The following is a 12,505-nucleotide window of genomic DNA, read 5'->3' as shown; positions in this document are numbered from 1 at the left end:
CAAGCTCGCTCCCACAGGGTCAGTTACCGCTCATGCACATAGGTGCCTGGTGCAGCTTCGCCCGCCGGATAAGCCTTGTTACCCAAACTGCTTGGAGACTTCTTCAGCTTGCCGGAACGTTCGGCTTGCCATCCCTGCCAGTGCAGCCACCAGGAATCGGTGTGTTTGGTGGAGTTTTCTTGCCACTCCTCAGCCTTGACTGGCATCTCGGTGCTGGTCATGTAGCGCGATTTCGGATTGCCCGGCGGGTTCAGAATGCTCTGGATATGCCCGCTGGTGGACAGCACGAATTCAACCTTGCCACCGAACAGTTGCGCCGACTTGTAGCAGGACTTCCACGGAGTGATGTGGTCGTTGGTGCCGGCCAGGGAGAAGATGTCGGCAGTGACCTGCTTCAGATCAATCGGTGTGCCGCACACTTCCAGTGCGTCAGGACGGATCAGCGGGTTGGTTTTGAACATCTCGATCAGGTCGCCGTGGAACGCTGCGGGCAACCGTGTGGTGTCGTTGTTCCAGAACAGGATGTCGAACACCGGCGGCTCGTTGCCCAGCAGGTAGTTGTTGACCCAGTAGTTCCAGATCAGGTCGTTGGGGCGCATCCAGGCGAAAACTTTCGCCATGTCGCGGCCTTCCAGGACGCCGGCCTGATAAGAGTGGCGCTTGGCGGACTCGAGGGTCTGCTCGTCGACGAACAGTGCCACGTCGCTGTCCAGGGTGGTGTCCAGCACGCTGACCAGCAGCGTCAGGGCGTTGACCTTTTTCTCTCCGAGCGCGGCGTAGTGGCCCAGCAGGGCGGTGCAGGTGATGCCGCCGGAACAGGCGCCGAGCATGTTGATGTCTTTGCTGCCGGTGATCGCGGTGACCACGTCGACCGCTTCCTTAAGCGCTTCGATGTAGGTCGACAGACCCCACTCGCGCTGCTCCTTGGTCGGGTTACGCCAGCTGACGATGAACGTCTGCATGTTGTTGCGCAGGCAGAAGCGCGCCAGGCTCTTGTCCGGGCTCAGGTCGAAAACATAGAACTTGTTGATCTGCGGTGGCACCACCAGCAGTGGGCGCTCATGCACCTGTTCGGTGGTCGGCCGATACTGGATCAGCTCCAGCACATCATTGCGAAACACCACCGCGCCTTCGGTGACGCCCAGGCTCTTGCCGACCTCGAACGCGCCCATGTTGACCTGGCTCGGCATGCCGCCGTTGTGCACCAGGTCCTTGGCCAGATGGGAGAGGCCGTCGAGCAGGCTTTTACCACCGGTTTCGAAGAAGCGTTTGACCGCCGCCGGGTTGGCCGCACTGTTGGTGGGGGCCATGGCTTCGGTCATGAGGTTGATCACGAAATGCCCGCGTGCGACGTCCTTGGGCGAGAGGTTACTTTCGCCGATCCAGTCGTGGAGCTCCTTGCGCCACGCCAGGTAAGTTTGCAAATAACGTTTGTAGAGCGGGTTCTGGCTCCAGGCCGGATCGGCGAAGCGACGGTCATCGCTTGTCGGTTGCAGCGCGGATTTGCCGAACAGCACGTTCTTCAGTTCGAGGCCGAAATGAGCGACATGCTTTGCACTGTGAATCGGTTGTTTGATGGCCTGGGTCAGCACCATGCGGGCAGAGCCCAACAGATCTTTTCTACGCAGTCCAACGACCGGATTCAGCCCCAAGGTATTTTCCGAGGCCTGAACTTTCAGGTCATCGTTATTCTTGTTACTCATCTACGACGCTCCATTGTCCTGAGACGAGTACCTGGGTTCAGCTGTGCAGTCCACAGCCAATGCCAGGTACTACTACTCGGGTGACCGTTAATTCTGCATCGCTGCTTTTTAGTTCAGAGAGCACTGCAGGTACCTTGCCAGCTCCATTGGTTACCCGAGTTTAATTTTTTTCGCAAGCAGGCCAATCGCCGGCCCGGAAGCGGAGCATTCAAACAGATGGAATTAGAAAATGCCTTCTAATGAGCGAAAGGCCTGATTTAGAGCATCAGCTTGACGATGGATTCGTTCGGATCGCGGGTCTTTCCGGCGGCTTTTAGTTCGGCAAGATAATCGTTCCAGAGATCCTCTTGGCGCACGCCCAACTGGTACAGATATTCCCAGGTGAACAGGCCGCTGTCGTGGCCGTCATCGAAGGTCAATTTCAGTGCGTACTGACCGGCCGGTTCGACCTTGGTCAGGCCTACGCCGATCTTGCCAAATTGCAGGATAGGTTTGCCGTGGCCCTGGACCTCGGCGGAAGGAGAGTGCACGCGCAGGAACTCGGCGGGCAGGTGATGCTCCTCGCCGGACGCGTATTTCAGCGACAGGGTTTTCGAGGCTTTGTGCAGTTTGATATCGGTGGGGAGTTGGGTCATGACCGGCACTTCCGTTATGTGTGGAACCTTGTGGGAGCGAGCCTGCTCGCGATAGCGGTGTGACAGTCAACACAAGGGTTGAATGTACCGCCGTCATCGCGAGCAGGCTCGCTCCCACAGGTTCGCTACCGCTGTAAGTATGGCTTACAGGATATAACGGGACAGGTCTTCGTTCTGCGCCAATTCGCCCAAGTGGCTGTTGACGTAATCGGCGTCGATCAGGATCGCCTTGTCGTCGTGGGCGCTGGCGAGGTCACCGGCGCTGAACGACACCTCTTCAAGCAGACGCTCAAGCAGCGTGTGCAGGCGACGGGCACCGATATTCTCGGTCTTCTCGTTGACCTGCCAGGCGATCTCGGCGATGCGCTTGATACCGTCCGGCTGGAACTCGATCACCAGGCCTTCGGTTTTCAGCAGGGCACAATACTGCTCGGTGAGCGATGCGTGCGGTTCGCTGAGAATGCGTTCGAAATCTTCAGGCGTCAGCGCCTTGAGTTCGACACGAATCGGCAGGCGACCTTGCAGCTCAGGCACCAGATCGCTCGGCTTGCTCAGGTGGAACGCACCGGACGCGATGAACAGGATGTGGTCGGTCTTGACCATGCCCAGTTTGGTGTTGACGGTGCAGCCTTCGATCAGCGGCAGCAAGTCGCGCTGTACGCCTTCACGGGAGACGTCGATGCCACCGGAGTTGCCGCGCTTGGCGACCTTGTCGATTTCGTCGATGAACACGATGCCGTGCTGCTCGACGGCTTCCAGCGCCTTGGCCTTCAACTCTTCTTCGTTGACCAGGCGGCCGGCTTCTTCGTCACGCACCAGTTTCAGTGCTTCCTTGACCTTGATCTTGCGGCTCTTGCGTTTGCCCTTGCCCATATTGGCGAACAGGCTCTGCAACTGGTTGGTCATCTCTTCCATGCCCGGTGGCGCGGAGATATCGACACCGGTCACTTCGGCGACTTCGATTTCGATCTCTTTGTCATCCAGCTGACCTTCGCGCAGGCGCTTGCGGAACAGCTGACGGGTGTTGGAGTCGGCCGACGGTGCGGCGTCATCGTTGCTGAAGCCCATGCGTGCGGGTGGCAGCAAGGCGTCGAGGATGCGTTCTTCGGCGGCGTCTTCGGCGCGGTGGCGAACCTTGGTCATTTCCTGTTCGCGCAGCAGCTTGATCGCCGCGTCGGCCAGGTCACGAATGATCGATTCAACGTCGCGGCCGACATAGCCGACTTCGGTGAACTTGGTCGCTTCGACCTTGATGAACGGCGCGTTGGCCAGTTTCGCCAGGCGACGAGCGATCTCGGTTTTACCGACACCGGTTGGGCCGATCATCAGGATGTTTTTTGGCGTGACTTCAACGCGCAGCTCTTCAGGCAGCTGCATCCGGCGCCAGCGGTTACGCAGCGCGATGGCGACGGCGCGCTTGGCATCGTCCTGGCCGATGATATGGCGATTGAGTTCGTGGACGATTTCACGGGGAGTCATGGACATAGTAATTGGCGGTCCTCAGGTAAAAGTGAGCCGTGGCGTGGTGGCCAAAACAGGCTTACTCAGCGAGGTCCTGCTCCTCAATGGTGAAGGTGTGGTTGGTGAATACACAGATGTCGCCGGCGATGCCGAGGGCGGTTTCGACGATTTCCCGGGCCGACAGATCGGTTTTCTTCAGCAGCGCGCTGGCGGCGGCCTGGGCGTAACCGCCACCGGAGCCCATGGCGATCAGACCTTCTTCAGGTTCGACCACGTCGCCGTTACCGGTGATGATCAGAGAGGCGTCTTTGTTCGCGACCGCGAGCATGGCCTCGAGGCGGCTGAGGGAGCGGTCAGTGCGCCATTCTTTGGCGAGTTCGACAGCGGCGCGAACCAGGTGGCCCTGATGTTTCTCAAGCTGGCCTTCGAAACGCTCGAAGAGGGTGAAGGCGTCAGCGGTGGCCCCGGCAAAGCCGGCGATCACCTGGCCGTGATACAGGCGGCGAACTTTCTTCGCGTTGCCTTTCATCACGGTATTGCCGAGAGAAACCTGGCCGTCGCCGCCCATGACGACTTTGCCGTGGCGGCGAACTGAAACGATGGTGGTCAAGGGAGAGTCTCCACGCAGCGGGGCGAAAATGCCTTATGCCAACTCATATGGGGGTGGTGGAGCGTATTTCAACTGCGCAGAGGGAGAGGGGACGAGCGGTGCGAGGCGCGTAGGAGCTGCCGAAGGCTGCGATCTTTTGATCTTGCTCTTGTTCATGGGTAAGACGGAACACCCTGCAAGCCTCGAAAAGATCGCAGCCTGCGGCAGCTCCTACAGGATTCGTGCCTCCTGCGGGAGCTGCGGTGGCAGAGGATCAGCGGCTTTGGCGTTGTTGTAACAACAAGTTGCTGAACCCGCTGCCGGCCAGTTGTTTCTGGGCCGTGGTCAGCTGTTCGCGGTTGCTGAACGGTCCGACCAATACCCGATACCAGGTTTCGTCCTTCACGGTGCCGGATTCAACCGCCACAGCCTGACCGAGCAAGATGATCTGCGCCCGAACCTTGTCCGCATCAGCCTCCTTGCGGAACGAGCCGGCCTGCAGGAAAAACTTGGTCACTGGCGCCGCTTTGGACACCGGTGGCGCTGGCGGCGGGGTAATCCCGGCCAGTGCTGCCTGAGCCCGCGCGGTATCGATCTTCGCCGCTTGCTCTGGGGTGACCGGCGTCGTCGGAATGGCCGGTACTTGTGGCGTCGGCAGGGTTTTCTCCGGCACGGCATCCGGCGGCACGATGACTTCCGATTCCGGCAGCAAGGTGTAGAAGTCGTACTTCGGCTTCACCGGTTGCGTCGGGCTCGGCGGAGTCTTGTTGGCCTCGGCGATCTTGGTGGCTTTCTGCTGCTCGATCTTCTCGCGCTTGACGCTCTCGCTGCCCTTGCCCGGTTCCAGCTTCATCAGGAACACAATAAACGCGCCGACCGTCAGGCCGATGGCCATCCACAGCCAGCCCGGGATCGGTTGTTTTGCAGGAGCTTGGTAACGGCTGGCGCCACGCTTGGGTGCAGGTTTTTTCTTGGCAGCCAACTTACATACGCTCCAGAGTTTCCAGACCCAAGAGTTCCAGGCCTTGCTTGAGTGTGCGGCCGGTCAGCGCGGCGAGGCGCAGACGGCTCTGCATTTGCGCCGGGGTGTCGGCGCTGAGGATCGGGCAGTTCTCGTAGAAGCTGGAGAACAGGCCGGCAACATCGTACAGGTAGGTGCACAGGATGTGCGGCGTGCCTTTGTCGGAAACGTTGTTCAGCACTTCGCCGAACTGCGCGAGCTTCGCCGCCAGTTCGTGTTCGTGTGGGGCTTCGAGGACGATCTGGCCTTCGACTTCACTGAAGTCCTTGCCGAGTTTGCGGAACACGCCGGCCACGCGGGTGTACGCGTACAGCAGGTACGGTGCGGTGTTGCCTTCGAAATTCAACATCAGGTCGAAGTTGAAGCTGTAGTCGCTGGTGCGGTGCTTGGACAGGTCGGCGTATTTCACCGCGCCAATGCCCACGACCTTGGCGATGTTGCGCAGTTCGTCTTCAGCCAGTTCCGGGTTCTTTTCTTTCACCAGGTTGTAGGCGCGCTCCTGGGCTTCGGTCAGCAGGTCGATCAGCTTCACGGTGCCGCCATCACGGGTCTTGAACGGACGGCCATCGGCGCCGTTCATGGTGCCGAAGCCCATGTGTTCCATGTCCATCGGGTGCGTCACGAAGCCGGCCAGGCGCGCGACCTGGAACACTTGCTGGAAGTGCAGGGCCTGACGCTGGTCGACGAAGTACAGCGCGCGATCAGCCTTCAACTTGCCGCTGCGGTAACGCACGGCCGCCAGGTCGGTGGTGGCGTAGAGGTAGCCGCCGTCAGCCTTGACGATGATCACCGGCAGCGGGTCGCCGTCGGCGTTCTTGAATTCGTCGAGGAACACGCACTGGGCGCCGTTGCTCTCGACCAGCAGGCCAGCGGCCTTGAGGTCGTTGACTACGTTGATCAGGTCGTCGTTGTAGGCGCTTTCGCCCATCACGTCGGCCATGGTCAGTTTGACGTTCAGCAGTTCGTAGATTTTCTGGCAGTGCGACAGCGAGATGTCTTTGAACTTGGTCCACAGCGCCAGGCAGTCCGGGTCGCCGGCTTGCAGCTTGACCACCAGACCACGGGCGCGATCTGCGAACTCTTCGGATTCGTCGAAGCGTTGCTTGGCGGCGCGGTAGAAGTTTTCCAGGTCCGACAGCTCATCGCTGGTGATCGGGTTTTCCTGAAGGTAGGCCATCAGCATGCCGAACTGGGTGCCCCAGTCGCCGACGTGGTTCTGCCGGATCACTTCGTCGCCGAGGAACTCCAGCACCCGGGCCACGCCATCACCGATGATGGTCGAGCGCAAGTGGCCGACGTGCATCTCTTTGGCCAGGTTCGGTGCCGACAGGTCGACGACGGTGCGCTGCGCCGGGCCGGCCTTGCGCACGCCGATGTGGGCGTCGGCCAGGGCGGCGTCCAGGCGAGTGGCCAGGGCCTGGGTGTTCTGGAAGAAGTTCAGGAAGCCGGGGCCGGCGATTTCGGTCTTGGTGACGTTTTCGTCAGCCGGCAGCGCGGCGATGATTTTCTCTGCCAGGTCACGCGGCTTCATGCCGGCCGGTTTGGCCAGCATCATTGCGATGTTGCTGGCGAAATCGCCGTGAGTCTTGTCACGGGAGTTTTCCACCTGGATCGCCGGCGACAGGCCTTCAGGCAACACACCTTCGTTGACGAGTTGGGTGATGGCTTGTTGGATCAGCTGGCGAATGGTGTCTTTCATGGTGTTCTCTTTCGACCGCAAGCGCGGCGGCGCCTGGATGCGCTAGTGGAAAAACTGGGCATTATCCGTTGCGAAGACGGGCTTGCCAACTATAGCGGGCAGGTTATGGATATGTGGTGACTATTAGGGCCTCTTCGCGAGCAGGCTGGCTCCCACATTGGTTCGCTGAATGCCGTAGATCCCTGTGGGAGCGAGCTTGCTCGCGATGGCGATCTCTAAATCAATACAAATCCACAGGATCGACATCAAGGGACCAACGCACCGCCCGCCCACTCGGCATCTGCTCCAACACCAGCAACCAGCTGCTTAATAGTCGATGCAGCGGCGCCCGGGCCGTCGCTTGCAGCAACAACTGCGCACGATAACGACCGGCCCGGCGTTCCATCGGAGCCGGCACCGGCCCTAGCAGTTCAATCCCGGTCAGGTTCTGTTCGGCCAGCAAACGTTCAGCCTCGCTGCACGCCTCATCAAGAAAGCCTTCAGCTTGCCCCGGTTTGTGCGCTTCGGCCCGCAGCAGCGCCAAGTGCGCAAACGGCGGTAACCCCGCCGAGCGCCGTTCGCTCAACGCCTGTTCGGCAAAGGCGAAATAGCCCTGTTCAGTCAATTGCACCAGCAGCGGATGGTCGGCCAAATGGGTCTGGATGATCACTTTGCCCGGCTCTTCAGCCCGGCCTGCGCGCCCGGCAACCTGGACGATCAACTGCGCCATGCGCTCGCTGGCGCGGAAGTCGCCGGAGAACAGCCCGCCGTCGGCATCGAGAATCGACACCAGCGTCACCCGTGGGAAGTGGTGCCCTTTGGCAAGCATTTGCGTGCCCACCAGAATGCACGGTTGGCCCTTCTGGATGGTCGCGAACAGCTGATTCATGGCGTCTTTGCGCGAAGTGCTATCGCGGTCGACCCGCAGCACCGGGACGTCCGGAAACAAAATCCCCAATCGTTCTTCGGCGCGCTCGGTGCCGGCGCCGACTGGTCGCAAATCGACTTTGCCGCATTTCGGGCAATGCCGAGGGACGCGTTCGACGTAGCCGCAATGGTGACAGCGCAGTTCACCGGAGCGCTGATGCACAGTCATGCGCGCATCGCAGCGCTGGCACTCGGACATCCAGCCGCAGTCGTGACACAGCAAGGTCGGGGCAAAACCGCGGCGGTTGAGGAACACCAACACTTGTTGGCCGGCGGCCAGCGTCTGACCGATGGCCTGCTGCATCGGCCCGGAAATGCCGCTGTCCAGCGGACGGCTTTTCACGTCCAGGCGTAAGAAACGCGGCTGTTTGGCGCCACCGGCGCGCTCGTTCAGGCGTAAGAGTCCGTATCGACCGGTGTAGGCGTTGTGCAGGCTTTCCAGCGAAGGCGTGGCAGAGCCGAGGACAATCGGGATGTTTTCCTGGCGGGCGCGCACCAGCGCCAGATCGCGGGCGTGATAGCGCAGGCCTTCCTGCTGTTTATAGGAACCGTCGTGCTCTTCATCGATGATGATCAGGCCGGGGTTCTTCATCGGCGTGAACAGCGCCGAACGGGTGCCGATAATAATGTCGGCGTCACCGTCCCGGGCGGCGAGCCAGGCTTCGAGGCGTTCGCGGTCGTTGACCGCCGAGTGGATCAGCGCGATGCGCGCATTGAAACGCTGCTCGAAGCGCGCCAGGGTCTGCGGGCCGAGGTTGATCTCCGGGATCAGCACCAGCGCTTGTTTGCCGGCCTCGAGGGTTTCGCGGATCAGCTGCAAATAGACTTCGGTCTTGCCGCTGCCGGTGACGCCGGCCAGCAGGAACGCGTGATAGCTGTCGAAGCCGGCGCGAATCGCCTCATAAGCCGCACGCTGCTCCGGGTTGAGCGGCAGCTCCGGCTGCGCCAGCCAGTGTTCATGGCGGGCGTCGGGGGCGTGCTTGCGGATTTCGACGTGCACCAGATCCTTGGCCAGCAGCAAATCCAGGCTGTCCTTGCTCAGCATCAGTTTGCTCAGCAACTGGTGGGCGACGCCGTGGGGATGTTGGGCCAGGGTCGCCAGTGCCTCCCGTTGACGCGGGGCACGAGCGATGCGCGGGTCATCAAGGCTGGCGCCGGGCGCGGCGGACCAGAAGCGTTCCTGCCGTGCTTCGGCCAGCTCACCCTGACGCAGCAACACCGGCAACGCCCAACTCAAAGTGTCGCCGAGGCTGTGCTGGTAATACTGGGAGGTCCACAGGCACAGTTTGAACAGCGCTGGCGGCAGCGGCGGCGTGGCATCAAGCAGGGCCAGGGCCGGCTTGAGCTTTTCTACCGGCACTTCGCTGTGATCGGTCACCTCCACCAGAATCCCGATCATCTCCCGTCGGCCGAACGGTACCCGCAGGCGCATGCCCGGCTGCAACTGGGCACGCAGGACCCCGGCCGGGGCACGGTAATCGAACAGACGGCGCAGGGGCGAAGGCAGGGCGAGGCGCAGAATGGCGTTGGGCACGCGGGGGGGTCTCGATAAGCGGAAAATAAACAGCAGGGCCATGACTTGTTGGAGCGAGCCTGTGTGGCGAGGGGATTTATCCCCGTTCGGCTGCGAAGCAGTCGCAAACCAGGTGAATACGGTTTTTCTGAAACACCGTAATCACAGGTTCAGGGCCGCTTCGCGACCCAACGGGGATGAATCCCCTCGCCACAGTGCTCCCACAGGGACGGCGCTTTGGGCCGGGAGCCTAGCAGACGGTCGGTGTAAGGGACAGCTTGCGTGATTGCAAAGGTCTGGTAGAATCCGCGGCCTAATTATGTGCGGTATTCAACAATAGTGTTGAGTGGCGGCACACTAGCCTGAGGAATACACCATGAAAGCCGATATCCATCCAGCGTACGAAACCATCGAAGTAACTTGCAGCTGCGGCAACAAGTTCGAAACTCGTTCGAACCTGTGCAAGCCACTGGGTACTGACGTATGCAACGAGTGCCACCCGTTCTACACCGGTAAGCAGAAGACTCTGGATACTGGCGGCCGTGTACAGCGCTTCGCAGACCGCTTCGGTGCTTTCGGCAAGAAAGCTCCTGCTGCTGCAGAGTAAGGTTGCAAAGCCCCATGGGCTTTACCTTGCTGATGAAAAAGGCGTCCCTCGCGGGCGCCTTTTTTGTGTCTGCGATTTGGCTTTCCGCTGCCCAGGCCTTCTGCCCGGCGCCGAGCGGGCTGACACCCGTTGTGGTGCAACGGGTGGTGGATGGTGACACGCTGCGCTTGAGCGATGGCCGCAGCGTGCGCATGATCGGTTTGAATACGCCGGAGCTGGGCAAGAAAGGCCGCTCCGACGAGCCGTTCGCGGTGGTCGCGCGCCAACGTCTGGAGGCTCTGGTGGCCGCCAGCGATGGGCGGGTCGGTTTATTGCCCGGTAAAGAGAGCAAAGATCATTACGGCCGCACCTTGGCCCATGTCTACAGCGCCGATGGCGCCAACCTTGAAGCGCAGATGCTCGCTGAAGGACTCGGTTTTCAGGTGGCGGTCGCGCCGAATGTCGATCTGGTCGACTGCCAGCAAGCGGCGGAACATAGCGCCCGTCAGGCCGGACTCGGGTTGTGGCGTCAATCCCCTGTACTGAAAGCGGATCAGATCAGCACTTCCGGTTTCGCTGTGCTAAGTGGTCGTGTGAGCAAGGTTCAGCGCAATCGCGGTGGAGTTTGGATCGAGTTGCAGGATTCGGTTGTATTGCGCGTTGCACCCAATTTGCTGGGACGGTTCGATGTTGCGAATCTCGAGCGGTTGAAGGGCAGGCAGATCGAGGCCCGTGGCTGGGTGCTGGACCGTTCGCGGCGTGGTGGGCTGAAAGAAGGGCAGGCGCGCTGGCTTTTGCCATTGACCGACCCGGCGATGCTTCAGATGGCGCAGTGATAAAAAATTGTAGACATTTTTTATTGTGATTGTGAACAGTCTATCCCTTGTGTTCCGTGGCTCTTGGCCCAAAGTCGTAGGGCCGGGCGCTTGACAGGGGTGACTGGTCAGTCTTGTGGGGATTTTGCGAGGCGCGTATCCTCGCTGACCAGTCTGTCCAACAGTAAAAGCGGAATGCCCCCATGTCTGATCTGAAAACTGCCGCTCTCGAATATCACGCCCATCCTCGTCCAGGTAAGCTGAGTGTCGAGCTCACCAAGGCCACCGCTACCGCCCGCGACCTGTCGCTGGCCTACAGCCCCGGCGTAGCCGAACCAGTACGCGAAATCGCTCGCGATCCTGAGCTGGCCTACAAATACACCGGCAAAGGCAACCTGGTTGCAGTCATTTCCGATGGCACCGCGATTCTCGGCCTGGGTAACCTCGGCCCATTGGCTTCCAAGCCAGTGATGGAAGGTAAAGGCGTACTGTTCAAGCGTTTCGCCGGCATCGACGTTTTCGACATCGAAGTCGATTCCGAAAGCCCGCAAGCCTTCATCGATACCGTCAAGCGCATCTCCATCACCTTCGGTGGCATCAACCTGGAAGACATCAAGGCACCTGAGTGCTTTGAGATCGAACGTGCTCTGATCGAGCAGTGCGACATTCCGGTATTTCACGATGACCAGCACGGCACCGCGATCGTTACTGCGGCCGGCATGATCAACGCCCTGGAAATCGCTGGCAAAACCCTCGCTGACGCCAAGATCGTCTGCCTGGGCGCCGGTGCTGCCGCCATCTCCTGCATGAAATTGCTGGTGAGCATGGGTGCCAACATCGAAAACATCTTCATGGTTGACCGTACCGGCGTGATCCACTCCGGCCGTGACGACCTGAACCAGTACAAAGCTGTTTTCGCTCACGCGACTGAAAAACGCACACTGGCCGACGCCCTGAAAGGCGCGGACGTGTTCGTTGGCCTGTCCGGCCCGAACCTGCTGAGCGCTGAAGGCCTGAAGTCCATGGCGGCCAACCCGATCGTGTTCGCGTGCTCCAACCCTGATCCGGAAATCTCCCCGGAACTGGCTCACGCCACCCGTGACGACGTGATCATGGCGACCGGCCGTTCGGACTACCCGAACCAGGTCAACAACGTGCTGGGCTTCCCGTTTATCTTCCGTGGTGCCCTGGACGTTCGCGCCAAGCGCATCAACGAAGAAATGAAAGTCGCTGCGGCCAACGCCCTGCGTGAACTGGCCAAGCTGCCGGTTCCTCAGGAAGTGTGCGACGCCTACGGCGGCATCAAACTGGAGTTCGGTCGTGAGTACATCATTCCGAAACCAATGGATGCCCGTCTGATCACCGTGATCTCCGATGCCGTGGCCAAGGCTGCAATCGAGACCGGCGTAGCGACCCTGCCGTATCCGAAGAACTACCCGCTGAAAAGCGTGGATGACGTGTTCAACGGCTAAGTCGTTGTAGCGCTTCAATCAAAGGCCCCGGCTCTTGCGAGTCGGGGCTTAATGAGATGGGCAGCCTGACCGAGCAGCCCTGCAGGTTTACGCTTGCAGGGCTTT

General features: G+C 60.5%; 10 protein-coding genes. 3 read left to right on the top strand and 7 right to left on the bottom strand.

Annotated features, from left to right (window positions below; genetic code table 11):
* Positions 1 to 23: 23 nt before the first annotated feature.
* The 7 genes from phaC to VD17_RS00020 form a co-directional block, all read right to left on the bottom strand.
* Positions 24 to 1,703 (bottom strand): class II poly(R)-hydroxyalkanoic acid synthase, encoded by a 1,680-nt coding sequence (gene phaC / locus VD17_RS00050; RefSeq protein ID WP_046052138.1) that lies wholly within the window; start codon positions 1,701 to 1,703, stop codon positions 24 to 26.
* Positions 1,704 to 1,960: 257 nt separating this feature from the next.
* The gene (locus VD17_RS00045) at positions 1,961 to 2,338 is read right to left on the bottom strand and encodes a gamma-butyrobetaine hydroxylase-like domain-containing protein (RefSeq protein ID WP_008149540.1); all 378 of its coding nucleotides are present in this window, start codon (positions 2,336 to 2,338) and stop codon (positions 1,961 to 1,963) included.
* Between the two features lie 144 nt (positions 2,339 to 2,482).
* On the bottom strand, positions 2,483 to 3,823 hold the full coding sequence (hslU, locus tag VD17_RS00040) for an ATP-dependent protease ATPase subunit HslU (protein WP_008149543.1): 1,341 nt from the start codon (positions 3,821 to 3,823) through the stop codon (positions 2,483 to 2,485).
* Positions 3,824 to 3,878: 55 nt separating this feature from the next.
* A complete protein-coding gene (hslV, locus tag VD17_RS00035; protein ID WP_007899242.1) occupies positions 3,879 to 4,409 on the bottom strand; it encodes an ATP-dependent protease subunit HslV in 531 nt (176 codons plus the stop codon).
* Positions 4,410 to 4,662: 253 nt separating this feature from the next.
* A complete protein-coding gene (locus VD17_RS00030) occupies positions 4,663 to 5,370 on the bottom strand; it encodes an SPOR domain-containing protein (RefSeq protein ID WP_008149545.1) in 708 nt (235 codons plus the stop codon).
* A 1-nt stretch (position 5,371) separates the two neighbouring features.
* Positions 5,372 to 7,108: an arginine--tRNA ligase gene (gene argS, locus VD17_RS00025; protein WP_046052137.1), complete on the bottom strand. Its 1,737-nt coding sequence runs from the start codon at positions 7,106 to 7,108 to the stop codon at positions 5,372 to 5,374.
* A 220-nt stretch (positions 7,109 to 7,328) separates the two neighbouring features.
* Positions 7,329 to 9,548, bottom strand: a complete 2,220-nt coding sequence (locus tag VD17_RS00020; protein ID WP_046052136.1) for a primosomal protein N' — start codon at positions 9,546 to 9,548, stop codon at positions 7,329 to 7,331.
* Between the two features lie 355 nt (positions 9,549 to 9,903).
* On the opposite strand from VD17_RS00020, the gene rpmE reads away from it, so the two are divergent.
* From rpmE to VD17_RS00005, 3 genes are all read left to right on the top strand, one after another.
* Positions 9,904 to 10,134: a 50S ribosomal protein L31 gene (gene rpmE / locus VD17_RS00015; RefSeq protein ID WP_008080648.1), complete on the top strand. Its 231-nt coding sequence runs from the start codon at positions 9,904 to 9,906 to the stop codon at positions 10,132 to 10,134.
* A 26-nt stretch (positions 10,135 to 10,160) separates the two neighbouring features.
* A complete protein-coding gene (locus tag VD17_RS00010) occupies positions 10,161 to 10,949 on the top strand; it encodes a thermonuclease family protein (protein ID WP_046052326.1) in 789 nt (262 codons plus the stop codon).
* 182 nt (positions 10,950 to 11,131) lie between these two features.
* Positions 11,132 to 12,400 carry a malic enzyme-like NAD(P)-binding protein gene (locus VD17_RS00005; protein ID WP_046052135.1) on the top strand — a complete coding sequence of 423 codons (1,269 nt, stop codon included), beginning with the start codon at positions 11,132 to 11,134 and terminating at the stop codon, positions 12,398 to 12,400.
* The last annotated feature ends 105 nt before the right edge of the window (positions 12,401 to 12,505 follow it).

The organism is Pseudomonas fluorescens (genome assembly GCF_000968015.1).
GTDB lineage: Bacteria > Pseudomonadota > Gammaproteobacteria > Pseudomonadales > Pseudomonadaceae > Aquipseudomonas > Aquipseudomonas fluorescens_W.
Note: the sequence above shows the minus strand (reverse complement) of the source record. Positions and strands in the feature narration are given on the sequence as shown.

Bases quoted from the DNA above. Each gene is read 5' to 3' on its own strand.
- phaC (WP_046052138.1), bottom strand. From the start codon at position 1,703: ATGAGTAACAAGAATAACGATGACCTGAAAGTTCAGGCCTCGGAAAAT.
- VD17_RS00045 (WP_008149540.1), bottom strand. From the start codon at position 2,338: ATGACCCAACTCCCCACCGATATCAAACTGCACAAAGCCTCGAAAACC.
- hslU (WP_008149543.1), bottom strand. From the start codon at position 3,823: ATGTCCATGACTCCCCGTGAAATCGTCCACGAACTCAATCGCCATATC.
- argS (WP_046052137.1), bottom strand. From the start codon at position 7,108: ATGAAAGACACCATTCGCCAGCTGATCCAACAAGCCATCACCCAACTC.
- rpmE (WP_008080648.1), top strand. From the start codon at position 9,904: ATGAAAGCCGATATCCATCCAGCGTACGAAACCATCGAAGTAACTTGC.
- VD17_RS00005 (WP_046052135.1), top strand. From the start codon at position 11,132: ATGTCTGATCTGAAAACTGCCGCTCTCGAATATCACGCCCATCCTCGT.